At 71.1% G+C, this 15679-nt stretch carries 13 protein-coding genes; 8 read left to right on the top strand and 5 right to left on the bottom strand.

Annotated features, from left to right (window positions below; genetic code table 11):
• The first annotated feature begins 134 nt into the window (after positions 1-134).
• Together MDN94_RS08195 and MDN94_RS08190 are read left to right on the top strand one after the other, a co-directional pair.
• The gene (locus MDN94_RS08195; protein ID WP_482725225.1) at positions 135-317 is read left to right on the top strand and encodes a hypothetical protein; all 183 of its coding nucleotides are present in this window, start codon (positions 135-137) and stop codon (positions 315-317) included.
• 15 nt (positions 318-332) lie between these two features.
• Positions 333-1340: a phosphotransferase gene (locus MDN94_RS08190; RefSeq protein ID WP_482725224.1), complete on the top strand. Its 1008-nt coding sequence runs from the start codon at positions 333-335 to the stop codon at positions 1338-1340.
• 45 nt (positions 1341-1385) lie between these two features.
• Here the strand turns inward: MDN94_RS08190 and MDN94_RS08185 are convergent, their stop codons facing one another.
• Positions 1386-2936 (bottom strand): protein kinase domain-containing protein, encoded by a 1551-nt coding sequence (locus MDN94_RS08185; protein WP_482725223.1) that lies wholly within the window; start codon positions 2934-2936, stop codon positions 1386-1388.
• 370 nt (positions 2937-3306) lie between these two features.
• Here MDN94_RS08185 and MDN94_RS08180 point away from each other — a divergent pair, with 370 nt between their 5' ends.
• The 6 genes from MDN94_RS08180 (at position 3307) to MDN94_RS08155 (ending at position 11060) form a co-directional block, all read left to right on the top strand.
• On the top strand, positions 3307-4914 hold the full coding sequence (locus MDN94_RS08180) for a protein kinase domain-containing protein (protein WP_482725222.1): 1608 nt from the start codon (positions 3307-3309) through the stop codon (positions 4912-4914).
• 184 nt (positions 4915-5098) lie between these two features.
• Positions 5099-5668, top strand: coding sequence for a hypothetical protein (locus tag MDN94_RS08175; protein WP_482725221.1), 570 nt, complete (start codon positions 5099-5101; stop codon positions 5666-5668).
• A gap of 84 nt (positions 5669-5752) precedes the next feature.
• Positions 5753-6400 carry a PadR family transcriptional regulator gene (locus tag MDN94_RS08170; protein WP_482725220.1) on the top strand — a complete coding sequence of 216 codons (648 nt, stop codon included), beginning with the start codon at positions 5753-5755 and terminating at the stop codon, positions 6398-6400.
• A 352-nt stretch (positions 6401-6752) separates the two neighbouring features.
• Complete coding sequence (locus MDN94_RS08165) at positions 6753-7514, top strand: ABC transporter ATP-binding protein (RefSeq protein ID WP_482725219.1); 762 nt, start codon at positions 6753-6755, stop codon at positions 7512-7514.
• The gene (locus MDN94_RS08160; protein WP_482725218.1) at positions 7511-10372 is read left to right on the top strand and encodes an ABC transporter permease; all 2862 of its coding nucleotides are present in this window, start codon (positions 7511-7513) and stop codon (positions 10370-10372) included. The genes MDN94_RS08165 and MDN94_RS08160 overlap by 4 nt, the downstream gene beginning before the upstream one ends.
• A 145-nt stretch (positions 10373-10517) precedes the next feature.
• Positions 10518-11060, top strand: coding sequence for a bacterial proteasome activator family protein (locus MDN94_RS08155; RefSeq protein ID WP_005314769.1), 543 nt, complete (start codon positions 10518-10520; stop codon positions 11058-11060).
• A 188-nt stretch (positions 11061-11248) separates the two neighbouring features.
• Here MDN94_RS08155 and MDN94_RS08150 read toward each other — a convergent pair whose 3' ends face one another.
• Genes MDN94_RS08150 through MDN94_RS08135 form a run of 4 tightly spaced genes read right to left on the bottom strand, consistent with a single transcriptional unit; the run spans position 11249 to position 15642 of the window.
• Positions 11249-12238, bottom strand: coding sequence for an NAD(P)H-quinone oxidoreductase (locus MDN94_RS08150; protein ID WP_482725217.1), 990 nt, complete (start codon positions 12236-12238; stop codon positions 11249-11251).
• A 10-nt stretch (positions 12239-12248) separates the two neighbouring features.
• A complete protein-coding gene (locus MDN94_RS08145; protein WP_482725216.1) occupies positions 12249-13328 on the bottom strand; it encodes a potassium channel family protein in 1080 nt (359 codons plus the stop codon).
• Positions 13325-14746, bottom strand: coding sequence for a molybdopterin molybdotransferase MoeA (locus tag MDN94_RS08140; protein WP_482725215.1), 1422 nt, complete (start codon positions 14744-14746; stop codon positions 13325-13327). The genes MDN94_RS08145 and MDN94_RS08140 overlap by 4 nt, the downstream gene beginning before the upstream one ends.
• The gene (locus MDN94_RS08135; protein WP_482725214.1) at positions 14743-15642 is read right to left on the bottom strand and encodes an NTP transferase domain-containing protein; all 900 of its coding nucleotides are present in this window, start codon (positions 15640-15642) and stop codon (positions 14743-14745) included. The genes MDN94_RS08140 and MDN94_RS08135 overlap by 4 nt, the downstream gene beginning before the upstream one ends.
• Between the last annotated feature and the right edge of the window lie 37 nt (positions 15643-15679).

Genomic DNA, 15679 nt, shown 5'->3' with positions numbered 1-15679 from the left:
CCCGCACGACACGTCGTGCGGACGGCCGTACTGCTGAGGCTGCAGGCCACCGGCGAGCATCTGCGGGCAGGCTGCGGCAGCGTGGTCGCCTCCGGCGCGGACAACCTCCACGCGGTGCGGCGGCTCTCTGGCCCGTGCAGTTCACCGGTACCGCGGAGACGGTCGGCCCGAACGAGGAGCCGGCGCACTTCGGGCCGCGGCCGGACCGCATCGACGGCGAGGACTTCCGGCCGGCATACCTGTGCGTCGAACCCCACTTCGCCACCGTGCACATCTTCGGTGACTCCGAGGGGCATTCGGCGCAACACACGGAGTGATCTAACATCTGGCGGGTGCCGCGCTCATCTGATACAGCTCCGCCCCTCTCCGCGCTTCTGCGCCGCTACGAGAACGCGGGCGAGCCCCTCTCCTGCAAACCCGTCACCCAGGGGCTCCTCAACCGTGGCTACCGCCTTGCGACCACCCGCGGGGCGTACTTCCTCAAGCACCACCTCGACGGCGACCACGAGGCCATCGTGCGGCAGCACCGCGCCACCCAGCGGCTCCAGGCCCTCCACGTGCCCGTCGCGCCGCCCCTGGAGGACCAGGGCGGTGAGACGGTCGCCGTGATCGACGGCCACTGCTACGCCCTGCACCCCTGGATCGAAGGCCGCCACCGCAACGGCGCCCAGCTCAGCACCGCCCAGTCACGGCGGCTCGGATCGCTCCTCGGCCTGGTCCACACCTGCCTTGCGCAGGTCATGGACGACGGCGCCGCCCGCAAGACCGAGCACAACAGCGCCGACCCCGAAGAGACGTTCGATCTCATCGACGAACTGCTGGAGCTGGCCAGGTCGGCCCGGCCCCGCGACTCCTTCGACACCCTCGCGGAACACCGCCTCCTCCAGCGGCGCACGCTGCTGGAGCACCACGCCGGCCGCAGACCGCCGCCGGGCGGCGCGGGCGGCTGGGTGCACGGCGACTTCCACCCGCTGAACCTGCTTTACCAGGGGGCGGAGCCGGCCGCGATCGTCGACTGGGACCGGCTCGGGGTACAGCCGCGGGCGGAGGAGGCGGTGCGGGCAGCGGCGATCTTCTTCGTCCTCCCGGCCGGCCGGCTGGAGCTCACGAAGGTGCGGGCCTATGCACGTGCGTACCGGCGTGCCGCCGGCGCCGACCCGGCCGAACTGCGGGCCGCCGTGCACCGGGTCTGGTGGGAGCGGCTCAACGACTTCTGGATACTGCGCTGGCGCTACGAGCTGCACGACCGAAGGGCCGACCCGCAGTTCCCCGCGGTGTCGGCCCTGGCGGTGTGGTGGACGAAGGAGTACGACGCGGTGTGCGACGCGTTCGCCGGGTGAGGCGTGCGCGGGTGCCGCAGGCACCGCAAGGCCGGACCCGCCCCGTCACTCGCCGCCGTCGTTGCCCTCCACGGTGCCGCCCCCGCCTTCGGTGACACCGCCCGTCTCGGTCGGGGGCGGTTCGTCCGTCGGCTCCGTCGGCGTCGGCGTCGGCTGCGTCGGCTTGCCCGTCGGCTCGGTCGGCTTGCCCGTCGGGGACGGCGTCCAGGACGGCGTCGGCTGGGTGCTCGGCGTGAACGACGGTACGTCCGAAGGAGTCCACGACGGCTGCTGGTTGCCGCCCGTGGAGGTGTCGGGCTCGTCCGTCGGCTCGGTCTCCTCCTCGGTCGGCGTCGGCGACTCCTCCGGAGTCGTCGGCGTCTCGGAGACCGTCTTTCCGTCGCCCGGGTTCGTGCCGCCCTTGTCGTTCGCCCTGTCGAGCGCGAAGGCGATGCCCACGACCACCGCTACCACGGCAAGAGCCGCGAGCAGCCAGACCTTGCCCCGGCCGTCCCTGCCGCCGCGCCCGCCGGCCCCGTAACCGCCGTCGTAGCCCCCGTCGTTCGGGTTCATCGGGGGAAGGATCGGGCCCTGCGAGGTCTCGCCGTGCACGGGGTGCGCCGCGGTCGCGCCGGTCATGCCCCTCGCCGGGGTTCCGCCACCGTCGTAGAGCTGGACCGGCCCGGTGTTCCAGGTGCCGTTGTGGCTGCCCTGCTGCTGCAGCATCTGCAGCCCGTACTGCACCAGTCCGCGCATCTCCTCCGCGCTCTGGAACCGGTCGTCCGGGTCCTTGGCGAGGGAGCGCATGACCAGCCCGTCGAGCTCGGGCGGCACCACGTCCGAGACGTCGGACGGCGGCACGGGGATGTCCTGCACGTGTTGGTAGACGACCGAGAGCGGCGTCTCACCGGTGAACGGGGGCCGCAGCGCGAGCAGTTCGTACAGCAGGCAGCCCGTCGCGTACAGGTCGGAACGGTGGTCGACGGCCTTGCCCAGCGCCTGCTCGGGGGAGAGGTACTGGGGGGTGCCCATGACCATGCCGGTCTGGGTCATCGTCGACTGGGCGCCGTGCAGTGCGCGCGCGATGCCGAAGTCCATCACCTTGACCGCGCCGGAGTTGGTGATGATGACGTTGGCGGGCTTGATGTCGCGGTGCACGATGCCGTGCTGGTGCGAATAGGCGAGGGCCTCGAGGACGCCGGAGACGATGATCAGGGCCTGCTCGGGCGGCGGCGCCTCCGCGTTGACGAGCAGGTCGCGGATGGTGCGCCCCTCGACGAGCTCCATCACGATGTAGGGGACGGTCTGGCTGCCCACCACGTCCTCGCCGGAGTCGTAGACCGCCACCACCGCATGGTGGTTGAGGCCGGCGACCGACTGCGCCTCACGGGTGAAGCGGGCCTTGGAGACCGGATCCTCTGCCAGGTCCGGCCGCAGCAGTTTGACGGCGACCGTACGGCCGAGCCGTACGTCCTCCGCCGCGAACACCTCGGCCATGCCGCCGCGGCCGAGACGGTGCGTCAGGCGGTAGCGGCCGTCTCCGACCAGTCCGCCGACACCCCAGGCGTCCGCAGAATCCGGCACTCCGCTGCCGTCTGCTCCGGGTTCGGGTGCCATCAGTCCTCGCCGTCGTATCTGTCCGCGTGCGTACTCTGCCTGCGGGATGTCATTTCTCGGGGTGCTGTGCCACGTCACGCTACAGCCTTGGCGCGGCAGGCCGGTTTTCGAGAGGGACCGGCCATCAAACCGCCTGGGCGCGGAGGGGTGCAAATTCCATGCTGTTCCTGTAACGCTTCCGAGACGCTTGTTGTGCGTACGGTCACGGAACGGGCACCTGGCTTGACGTGTCGGACCCCTGCGGCAGACTTGCCCCGTAATACGGGATCACGGTCCAGGTTTCTCGGTCCTCGAGACAAGGATCGGCAAGCAATTGCGAACCATCGCGGACCGGGCCGTCGGGCCACCGCGCCGAGGGGGATGCACAGTCATGAGCCAGGACGGCGCGCAGGGCCGCTATGCGGGTGGTTCCGTGGCGGGCGGCCGGTATCAGCTTCGCGATCTGCTCGGCGAAGGCGGCATGGCATCCGTCTACCTGGCCTACGACTCCGCGCTCGACCGCCAGGTGGCCATCAAGACGCTCCACACGGAACTGGGGCGCGAGCAGTCGTTCCGCGAGCGGTTCCGGCGAGAGGCGCAGGCCGTCGCCAAGCTGTCCCACACCAACATCGTGTCCGTCTTCGACACCGGCGAGGACGAGCTCGACGGCTCGCTGATGCCGTACATCGTCATGGAGTACGTGGAGGGGCAGCCGCTGGGATCCGTCCTGGCCGCCGACATCCAGCAGTACGGCGCGATGCCCGCCGACAAGGCCCTCAAGGTCACCGCCGACGTGCTCGCGGCCCTTGAGACCAGTCACGAGATGGGCCTGGTCCACCGCGACATCAAGCCGGGCAACGTGATGATGACCAAGCGCGGCATCGTCAAGGTGATGGACTTCGGCATCGCCCGCGCCATGCAGTCGGGCGTCACGTCGATGACGCAGACGGGCATGGTCGTCGGCACGCCGCAGTACCTCTCCCCTGAGCAGGCCCTCGGACGCGGTGTGGACGCCCGCTCCGACCTGTACTCGGTGGGGATCATGCTCTTCCAGCTGCTGACCGGCCGGCTGCCGTTCGACGCGGACTCGCCGCTGGCGATCGCGTATGCGCACGTCCAGGAAGAGCCGGTCGCGCCGTCCACCGTCAACCGGTCCATCACTCCCGCGATGGACGCGCTCGTCGCCCGCGCCCTGAAGAAGAACCCGAACGAGCGGTTCCCGAGCGCCGCGGCCATGCGCGACGAGTGCGCCCGGGTCATGAGCGCCGGACAGACCGGCGCACCTGTGATCATCAGCGGTGCGCCGGCGAGCAGCGGCGCGGGCGTCGGTTCCGCCGTCTTCCCGCCCCTGGACCAGTCCGCCCCGCCCCCGCAGAGCGGCGTCCAGACGCCCTACCAGCCCGGTCCCTACGGCGCGCCCACCCCGGCCCCTACGCCGCACTACGGCTACCCGACGCCCGCCCCGGCCTACCAGACACAGGCCCCGGCGGTGCCGACGCCGCCGCCGTACACGATCTCGCCGCAGCCTGCAACGACCGGCGGCAGCGGTGGCGGTGGCCGGCGGAACATGCCGGTGATCGTGGGCGCCATCGCGGTGGCACTGCTCGCCGTCGGCGGTCTCATCACCGCGATCGTCATGAACAAGGACGACGACGATCCGAGCACCGAGGCAGGCGGCGACCCGACGACCAGCGAGTCGCAGCAGGCCGGCTACAAGGGCCCGGAGCGCCAGCGGAAGATCGACAAGACGAAGTGCTCGGACGCCCAGGAGGGCTACGACGATCCGTCCAAGGTCCAGGCCCCCGACTTCGTCTACAAGGACATCCTGTCGGTCAAGGAGTGCGCGCAGGCCGCGGGCTGGAAGGTCAACGTCAAGGACGTGCCCAACGCGCAATGGGGCGAGGGCGTCGTGGTGACCCAGTTCCCGGGCGCCGACGTCGAGGTGTCGGAGGACGACGCGACGTTCGACCTCGAAGTCTCCACCGGCTATCCGGAGTAGCCCCTCCCGAGCTCCTTCAAGGGCACCGCACGAAGCAAACGGCCCGGTACGCGCCCTGCGCACCGGGCCGTCTCCGTACCCGCCGCCGGGACGACCCCCTGCCCGAGATGCCGGCGAGCGGGCGTCATGTGACGCTGACTCCGATATGTCGGTGACGACGACTCGGCACGGGAGGGGTCATCCGGTGACTCCAGCGCTGCGCACTCGATGCGCGATCACCGTCGCTTCACTTCTCCTGCTGGCCACTCCGGTCGCCAACGCCGGGGAGCGGGAGCAGCGGGAGGCGTCCCCCGAACCCTCTGTCTCCAAATCGCTCGCGGGGCGGCAGGCAGGGGAGGGGCGCCAGCGCCCCGGCCGTCGTACGACGCCGTCGCCGAGCGCGAGCCCTTCCATCGCCCCTTCGGGCACTCACGCCGCGGCGGTGTCGCCGTCGAAAACCGGCGCCCCCGCGAAGTCCTCCGCCCCGGACCGGCCGCCCCGGCGGCACGAGGACCGGCCGTTCCGCCCGGGACGACCCCCGGAGGACGCACTTCCGGAGGAGGACTGGGCACCCGAGACGGACGAGCCCGTCGGGGCCTGGAACGCGCCGACCTACGGACCCCGCAGGAGCGACCCCGCCGCCGCCCGCCACCAGGCACCTCAGTCATCGCCGATGCCCGTCGCCCAGCAGATCTCGCCGCTCTCGCTGGGCATCGGCATGGCCCTGATGGGCCTCGGCATCGGCTTTCTGGGCATGCGGCTGCGCCGTCGCTGACTCCCGCGTCCGTCTCAAGGGGGACGCCGTGAGTCCCTCCAGCGATGGTTGCCGTCATGGGCATACTCGGTATACATACTGAGTATGTCCATCAGGCACGGGCTCCTCGCCCTCCTCGAACACGGCCCCCGCTACGGCTCCCAGCTCCGCTCGGAGTTCGAGTCGCGAACGGGCGCCACCTGGCCGCTCAACGTCGGCCAGGTCTACACGACCCTCAACCGTCTGGAGCGTGACGGGATGGTCGCTCAGAACGGCGAGGACGAGGCCGGGCACGCTCTGTACGTCATCACGGACGCCGGCCGCTCGGAGCTCAGGAGCTGGTTCGAGACGCCGGTGGACCGCAGCAGCCCGCCCCGCGACGAACTGGCCATCAAGCTCGCCATGGCGGTCGGCGCACCGGGGGTGGACATCCGTGCCGTCATCCAGTCCCAGCGCCATCACACGGTGAACGCCATGCAGGACTACACCCGCCTCAAGGCCCAGGCGCTCGCCGCGATCGAGAGCGGGGGGTCGCGGGAGCGGGACGACGTGGCGTGGCTGCTCGTGCTGGAGCAGCTCATCTTCCAGACGGAGGCCGAGGCGCGCTGGCTCGACCACTGCGAGGTGCGGCTGATCAGGCTCTCGGCGGCGGCAGGGCGGGGAACGCAACCGGCAGCCGATCCACCCGCCGTCGCACCGTCGGCACGGACCCGTCCGACCACTGCGGGCGCCCGTCCGGCGCGGCCTGATTAGGCCGGCTCCGGCTCCGGCTCAGGCCGGCTTGGGCGAGTCGGAACCATCCGCACGCAGGGCGCCCGGTCACTGCACAGACCGCACATCCCGCAGACCGGCACCGCTCGTCCGCTCAGGGCCACGCCCTTCGACGGCCACCACGCCGGGGGCGGACACGGGAAGGCGCCGGACGCCACGCCGGGCCGGACACCCGCTCCGGCCGGCCACCAAGGGCCACAGGGCGAACGCCCGCTCCGCACCGGTCACCCGGCCGCAGCGCGGCCCACAGAACCGAATCGGCCCACCCGGCCGACCACACACCTCTCCGTACACCCGCTCGTGTGTACGCGCCCGACCAAGGGGGACTTCACCTATGTCCGAACAGCTGTCACAGCAGCCTCAGCCTGCACAGCAACCGGTTCTGCAACTACAGCAGTTGACGCGTGTGCACGGCAGCGGCGCCACCGAAGTGCATGCCCTGCGTGGGATCAACCTCGATGTCTTCCCCGGCGAACTCGTCGCCGTCATGGGCCCGTCGGGCTCCGGGAAGTCGACGCTGCTGACCATCGCGGGCGGCCTCGACGTTCCGACCTCCGGGCGCGTGATCGTCGAGGACACCGACATCACGACCGCCGATCGCAAGACGCTCGCCGCTCTGCGCCGGCGCAGCATCGGCTACGTCTTCCAGGACTACAACCTCATCCCGGCACTCACCGCCGCAGAGAACGTCGCCCTGCCGCGCGAACTCGACGGCGTCTCCGCCCGGAAGGCCCGTGGCGAAGCCGTCGCCGCTCTTGAGGAGATGGACCTCGGGCACCTCGCCGACCGCTTCCCCGACGAGATGTCGGGCGGCCAGCAGCAGCGGGTCGCCATCGCGCGGGCCCTCGTGGGCGACCGCCGCCTCGTGCTCGCCGACGAGCCGACCGGCGCCCTGGACTCGGAGACCGGTGAGTCCGTGCTCGCCCTGCTGCGCTCCCGCTGTGACGCCGGCGCCGCCGGCATCCTGGTCACCCACGAGCCGCGCTTCGCCGCCTGGGCCGACCGCGTGGTGTTCCTGCGCGACGGCGCGGTCGTCGATCAGACCGTGCGCAGCCAGGCGGACTCCCTGCTCTCCGGCCAGGCGGCCGAGCTGTGATCACCTGGTACCACTCCTGGCGCGCCGCGATCCGGATCGCGCGCCGCGACGCCTGGCGCTCGAAGGGCCGCAGCTTCCTCGTCCTGGCCATGATCGCCCTGCCCATCCTCGGGGTGAGCGCGGCGGATCTGACCGTCCGCAGCGCGGAACTCTCCACCGAGCAGGGACTCGAGCGCTCGCTCGGTGCCGCCGACGGCAGGATCTCCGACCCGGGTCTGGGCGGCGTACCGATCATGCAGTCACCGGACGGCAGGAACTACAACCCGATCGGCGACTTCGACGACAAGCCGTGGCCGGAGGGGAAGGCGGACATCACCAAGGCCCTGCCCGCAGGCGCGAAGACACTGAAGGACACGGTCGGTTCCGCCAAGCTCCGCACGACGCACGGTCTGCTGCACACAGAGATACGGGAGCTGAACGCCTCCGACCCGATGGCCGAGGGCATCCTGGCCGTGGTCAGCGGCCGGCTCCCGCAGAAGCCCGACGAAGTGGCCGCGACCACGCACTTCCTCGAGAGCAGCGGCCTCAAGGTGGGCTCCACGCTCACCGCTCGGGGATTCGACCGCGCGTACCGCATCGTCGGCTCGTACGAACTCCCCAACGACCTGGACACCGACCAGGTCAACGCCTTGCCGGGTGCCATGCTCGCACCGCTCGACAAGGCGCTGGAAACGGCGGGGCTGTCCGGCACGTCGCCCTCCACGACGCTGCTTGCGACCCTTCCCGGCGGTTTCACGTGGAACATCGTCAAGGACATCAACACCAAGGGTGTGACGGTCGAATCACGGGCGGTGTCCCTGAACCCGCCGGCCGACTCCGAGGTGCCCCTCTTCCAGGAGGAGGGCTGGGGGAACTTCGAGGAGAGCACGGCCGCAAAGGCGGCGGCGCTCGCCGCTGTGGGTACCGTCGTCGGCCTCGCCATGCTCGAGATCTGCCTGCTGGCCGGCCCCGCCTTCGCGGTGGGCGCCCGGCGCTCCCGCCGCCAGCTCGGCCTGGTGGGGGCCAACGGCGGCGACCGCCGGCACATCCGGGCCATCGTTCTCGGTGGCGGTCTGGTGATCGGCGTCGCGGCAGCCGTCGTGGGCACGGTCCTCGGACTGGCCCTCACCTACCTGCTCCAGCCGCTGCTGGAGGACTACCTGGGCAAGCGCTTCGGGCACTTCGACGTCCGGCCGCTCGAACTGCTGGGTATCGCACTGCTCGCCGTGCTGACCGGTCTGCTGGCCGCCGTCGTACCCGCCGTCACCGCGTCGCGGCAGACCGTCCTCGCCTCGCTCACCGGCCGCCGCGGCGTCCGCCGCAGCAGCCGGGTCCTGCCGGTCATCGGCCTGATCGCGGTGGGTCTCGGTGCTGCGATCGCCCTGTACGGGTCGATGATGACCGACCAGTTCGCCATCGTCGCCGGCGGCAGTGCCCTGGCCGAGCTGGGCGTGGTCGCGCTGACTCCCGCCCTGGTGGGCCTGTTCGGCCGGATCGGCCGGATCCTGCCGCTGTCCCCCCGACTCGCCCTGCGCGACGCCGTCCGCAACCGGGGACGCACGGCTCCCGCGGTCGCCGCGGTACTGGCCGCCGTCGCGGGCACGGTGGCCGTCGCCACCTACGCTGCGAGCTCCGATGCCCAGGGCGCCGCCGAGTACCAGGCACAACTGCCGCACGGCGCCGTCTCCATGACGATCGACGAGGGGGGCGGGCGTGACGTCCCGGGTGCGCGCAGCACCGTACAGAAGCTGCTTCCCGTGGACGTGCGGGCGGACGTCGACCGGATCTCCGTGGGCCGGGCCGGCTGCGGGATGTACGACAGCGGCAAGGGCTGTGGACGGTACGAGATCATCGTGCCCAAGGCAAACGAGTGCCCGCTGTGGGCCGTGGATTCGGCGCACCCGGACCAGGACCCGTCGGAAAAGTTCAGCAAGGCGGAACGCCGCAAGCTGGCCGAGGACTGGCGCTGCAAGGAGGGCAGCGGCGGTGGGGCCTACGTCGACGGCGGCGTGACCGTCGCGGACGCCAAGCTGCTCAAGGTGCTCGGCATCGACGATCCCGCCGCGGAGAAGGCCCTGGCGGCCGGGCAGATCGTGTCCTTCGACAAGCGCAACGTCGACAGCAAGGGCAAGATCGGCATCCGGTTGATCACCGACATCGAGGCCGCCGACCGGGCCGCGGAGAAGGGCCAACAGCCCCCTGGCGAGATCAGGACCTTCACCGCTCACATGGCCGCGGAGACGAACTCGTACGGCCTCTCCACGCTGCTCACGCCCGCCGCGGCCAAGTCGGCGGGGCTCACCACGGTGCCGCTCGGCGCCTACTTCTCGACGGACAGGATGCCGAGCACCGAGCAGCAGCAGCGGCTCGACGGCGAGCTGGACAAGACGGGCGCCGCGGTCAACCTTCACATCGAGGAGGGCTACACCAGCGAGAACAGCATCGTGATGCTGGCACTGACGGTGTTCGCCGGTCTGATCACTATCGGAGCGGCGGGCATCGCCACCGGACTGGCCCAGGCGGACGCGGAGGCCGACCTGAAGACCCTTGCCGCCGTCGGAGCCCCGCCGAGGGTCCGCAGGACGCTCAGCGGCTTCCAGTGCGGGGTGGTGGCCGCGATGGGCGTGGTCCTCGGCTCGGCGGCCGGCGTACTGCCGGCGATCGGGCTGAGGCTCACCGAGGAGCGCCAGCAGCGGGCCTGGTACGAGCAGGCTCTGGACGAGGGCTGGGGCCCCATGGGCTCTGTGCCGTACGTGCCGATCGTGGTGCCCTGGGAGACACTGGCCGCTCTGCTGGTCGCAGTCCCGGTGGGCGCCGCACTACTGGCCGCGCTGGTCACCCGCTCCCGGGGCGCGCTCGCCCGGCGCGAGGCTGCCTGATCACATTCCCGCGGCATCCGCCGACGACCCGGTGAACCTGTATCGGCGGATCGCTGTCCAGCGGTTTTGTGCCCCCGTCGGAGGGTGGATCACTCTCCGACGGGGGCACAACTCTGGTTACGCGCATGTACGAGAGAATGGCGGCATGGAGATGCCGAGGAATGAACGGTCGCAGGAGAGCCCACACGTCCTCGTCGTGGGACAGGACGGGATGGCCCTCAGCCAGGGTGACGGTGACAACGAGTCGCGTGAGGTCCCGGTGACGGAAATGGTCGAACAGCCGGCGAAGGTCATGCGCATCGGCAGCATGATCAAGCAGCTGCTCGAGGAAGTGCGGGCAGCTCCTCTGGACGAGGCGAGCCGGGTCCGGCTCAAGGAGATCCACGCCGGTTCCGTCAAGGAGCTGGAGGACGGGCTCGCGCCGGAGCTCGTGGAAGAACTGGAACGCCTCTCCCTCCCGTTCACGGACGACGCGATTCCGTCGGAAGCGGAACTGCGTATCGCCCAGGCCCAGTTGGTGGGCTGGCTCGAAGGTCTTTTCCACGGGATCCAGACGGCGCTGTTCGCCCAGCAGATGGCCGCACGGGCCCAGTTGGAGCAGATGCGGCGCGCACTCCCGCCCGGTGCGTCCCACGAGGAGGACGAGGGCGGTCAGCACGGCGCGATCCGCTCCGGCCCCTACCTCTAGTCCGGTCCGCCTTATTGCCTCCGGGTCTCCGGTCCGGCCCGTACGTCTGGTCCGGTCCCCGGCCCGTACCGCGGGTCACGGTCCACAGTCCGGCCCCTTACCTCTGGTCCGGCACGAGGGCCCCGGCCACCTCCCGGTGGCCGGGGCCCTCGTCCGTGTGCGCCTGACCCCCGCTGACCGGGGATGGTTCAGGCCTGACCCGGTGCGATCAGCAGGACCTTGCCCACATGCTCCCCGGACTCCAGCGCGCGGTGGCCTTCCGCCGCGTCCGCGAGCGGGACCTTGCGGTCCACGACCGCGTGCACACGTCCCCCACCGATCAGGGGCCAGACGTGTTCGCGCACGGCGGCCACGATCGCCGCCTTCTCACCCAGCGGCCTGCCGCGCAGCGATGTGGCGGTGACGGCTGCACGCTTGCGCAGCAGAGCGCCCAGGTTCAATTCGCCCTTGACGCCGCCCTGGAGACCGATGACGGCGAGCCGGCCGTTGACCGCCAGCGCCTTCACGTTCCGGTCCAGGTACTTCGCGCCGACGATGTCGAGGATGACGTCGGCGCCGGCTCCGCCGGTGGCCTTTCCGATCTCCTCCACGAAGTCCTGCTCGCGGTAGTTGATCAGGAAGTCGGCACCCAGCTCTGCACAGCGCTCGAGCTTCTGGGCGCTCCCTGCGGTGACGGCCACCCGCGCGCCCACGGCCTTGGCCAGCTGTACGGCCATGGTGCCGATCCCGCTCGCTCCGCCGTGGATGAGAAGCGTCTCGCCGGGTCGCAGATGGGCGATCATGAACACGTTCGACCACACCGTGGCCGTCACCTCGGGCAGCGCGGCGGCCGTGATCAGGTCCATGCCGTCCGGGACGGGCAGCAACTGCCCCGCGGGTACAGCCACCTTCTCCGCGTAGCCGCCGCCCGCCAGCAGCGCGCACACCTCGTCGCCGACGGCCCAGCCGGAGACACCGGGGCCCACGGCCGAGATCCGGCCCGAACATTCGAGGCCGGGGTACGGGGAAGATCCCGGCGGGGGGTCGTAGAAGCCCTGCCGTTGCAGCAGATCCGCGCGGTTCACCGCGCTCGCCGCGACGTCGACGAGTACTTCGCCCTCGCCGGGCACCGGATCGGGGACTTCCGCCCAGACCAGGGCTTCGGGACCGCCGGGCTCGGGAATCGTGATCGCATACATGGCGGCGAGGCTACTCGGACGAGTTCGGTGCGGAATCGTTCTGCGCCCTCACGATGGTGATGAGCCGGTCGGTGAGCTGCAGCGGGCTCGCGGCCGGATCGTCGTATCCCAGCAGTCGGTGGCCGCGCAGCACGGACACGACCAGGTCCTCCGTCTCGCGGACGCTGCGGCCCACTTCGGCCTTTATCACCGGACGCTCGATCAGATCGAGACCACTGCCCTGCTGGATCAGGTCCTCCATCACCGTTCCCGCGCTGGGGCTCAGGACGGACAGGCCGAGCAGTCGGCCGGCCGCGCCGGAGCTGGTGATGACTGCGTCCGCCCCGGATTGACGGAGCAACGGAGCGTTCTCCTCCTCGCGGACCGCGGCGACGATCTTCGCGCCGCGGTTGAGCTGGCGGGCGGTGAGGGTGACCAGGACCGCGGTGTCGTCCCGCTGGGGTGCGACCACGATCTGCCGGGCCTTCTGCAGTTCGGCACGGATCAGGACGTCGCTGCGCGTCGCGTCGCCGACGACGCCGACGAATCCCTCCGCGTTGGCGGCCTCGATCACCTTGGCGCTCGGGTCGATGATGACGATCTGGTCCTTCCTCAGCCCAGTGGCACAGAGCGTCTGCATCGCCGATCGTCCCTTCGTGCCGAAGCCGACGATGACCGTGTGCTCACGCAAGTTGGACCTCCAGCGGTTCAGCCGCCACTCCTCCCGAGTGCGTTCCGTGAGGACCTCGAGAGTGGTGCCGACCAGGATGATGAGAAAGAGAACGCGGAGCGGCGTGATCAGCAGCACGTTGGTGAGCCGTGCCGCGTCGCTGTACGGAACGATGTCTCCGTAGCCGGTGGTGGAGAGGGTGACCGTGGCGTAGTAGACGGCGTCGAGGAACGTGACCTTCTCGTCCGAATTGTCGTGGTAGCCGGCTCGGTCGGTCCAGACGATGAACACCGTGATGGCGAGCACCATCAACGCCATCAGCAGCCGCTTGCTCACCTGGCGCAGCGGGCGCTCGACGATTCGGCGGGGCAGTTTCACACGGCCGCTGACGAGGTGCTCGTCCGCATGCCGGGCCATGGCGTCCTGGCCGGGAAGTTTCACGTGAAACACCTTCCCGCGTCCGAGGGGGTCCACGGCGCCAAGGTGGCCCAGGGCAGGTCGAGGATTTCCAGCTCTTCGCCGGCTCTCGCGCCTCCCGGAGGGACGACCGCGAGCCCGTCCGCAGCAGCGATGCCTCGCAGCATGGCAGGGCCGTTGTAGTGCAGGGGGACCAGCCGGTCCTCCCGATGCACAACGGGAACGAGCCGGGTGTCGTGCGGGTGGCCGTGCACCTCGTCCTTCAGCGGGGCGCTGTACGGCGCGGGGGTGGGCCGGCCCGCGAGGCCGCGGAGCAGCGGCTCGGCCAGCGTCAGGAGACCGGAGACGGCGGCCAGGGGGTTGCCCGGCAGGCCCACCAGGTACTTCCCCGGAGCCAGCCGCGCCAGCAGCATCGGATGCCCGGGGCGCACGGCGACCTGGTCGACCAGCAGCTCGGCACCCGCCTTCCGCAGGACCGGATGGACATGGTCGACAGGGCCGGCCGCCGTACCGCCCGTGGTGACCACCACGTCCGCCTCGGAGGTGGTGACCGCCCTGTGGAGGGCCTCGGCGTCGTCTCCGAGCCGGCGTGTGGCCAGTACCTCCGCGCCCAGGGCACGCAGCCACGGACCGATCATCGGCCCGAGGGCGTCACGGATGAGTCCGTCGTGAGGCAGGGAGGAGGTGAGCAGCTCATCGCCGAGGACGAGGATCTCCACGCGGGGACGGGCGAACGTGACCAGTTCGTCGTATCCAGCGGCGGCTGCGAGCCCGAGCACCGGCGGTGTCACCACGGCCAGGGCCGGCAGCAGCCGGTCGCCGGTCCGGCACTCCTGGCCACGGGGGCGGATGTCCTGTCCGGGAATGACCTCACGATCGGCGTGGAGCTGCTGCGCGGCGGCGTCGACCCGGGCGTGTTCACTGCGGATGACGGCGGTGGTCTCCGGTGGAATGCGGGCGCCTGTGGCGATCCGTACCGCCGTGCCGTCGGGCAGCGGCCCGCTGTCGGAATGGCCGGCGAGGATCGAACCGTCACCTCGGAGGGACCAGGGACCTGGGCCCGCGACCGCCCAGCCGTCCATGGCGGAGGTGTCGAAGGAGGGGAGGTCGCACAGTGCCGTGAGCGGCTCGGCGAGCACCAGCCCCAGCGCCTCGGCCAGCGGCACGCGGTGGGTACGGGGGACGGCCGCGTGACCGGCCTGTGCTGCCCGGGACCGTGCGTCGGGCCATGCGGCGGCACGCTCGCGGTGCGGGCGGGAGCCACCGGCGGGAAGGGCAGGGTCGGCGGTCGGGCCGGGTCCGTCACCCGGCCTGGGACCGACCAGGGCCAGCGCTTCGTCGACCCCGTCCAGGTCGCCCGCATCGGGTGGGGCCGCGCCGGCGGTGGGTGCCGGCTGCTCGTTGCCGGCCGCTGCCGCGGCCTGGCTATCGTGACCGGTCATCGGGCTGCGTCACCACCGCTCGCGCCCGCTGCCGGGTCATCCGGCCGAGCGCCCTGCTCCGCCTCCTCGGCCCAGCGTGCAGCCAGCGCGGCCGCCTTGCGGGCGGCCTCCGCGACAGCCTCGGGTCCGCCCTCTGCCTTGGCCGCCGCGTAGCCCACCAGGAAGGTGGTCAGTGGTGCGGCGGGGCGCGCGACCCCGTGGGCGGCGTCGCGCGCGAGGTCGAGAAGGACATGGGTGTCGACGTCCAGCTCGATGCCGAGCTCGTCCTTGACTGCGTTGATCCATTCGTCCAGCACGTTCACATGCTCCCTGATGCGGGCCCGGGCTGTTGAGATGTCCTCCCAGGTGTCGCAGTCGAAGGAGGCGAGAGGGTCGGACTCGATCCGGGCCAGGTCCAGTTCCCGGGTCAGTAGACGCAGCGGCAGCCCGGAAAGGCTCCCGTATTCGGCTGCGAGGAGAGCAAGTTCACGCCGAAGGGGCTCAGCGCGGTAAGCGGCCACGAGGGGCTGGTCACGGCCGTCGGCGTCGGTCAGAACGACGCCCTCGCCGTCACGCGCGGCGAGAGCGTCCACGAGTCTGCGCACCGTCCCCTCACGGACGAACGGAAGATCGGCCGAGAGCACGAGGAGGGACCCGGCCGCGGTGTGCCGTACCCCGGCGTCGAGCGCGGCCAGCGGGCCGCCTCCGGCCGGCTCCTCGCGCGCCCACACGACGGGACGGGCGGTGGGCCTGCGCCCGCCGACAACCACGGTACGGTCGGCGTCACGGCAGGCCCCGAGAACGCGGTCGAGCAGGGCCCGCCCGCCCACGCTCACCGCCGGCTTGTCCGCCCCGCCCAGCCGCTTGGCGGCACCTCCGGCGAGCACGATGGCGTCGTACGCGGTAGTCGCGGTCATTCCTGAAGTATGGTCCGCGATCCTGCGGGCGGGGAGG

Source organism: Streptomyces sp. WAC00040, from assembly GCF_056835925.1.
This window is presented reverse-complemented; position numbering and strand designations above follow the sequence as displayed.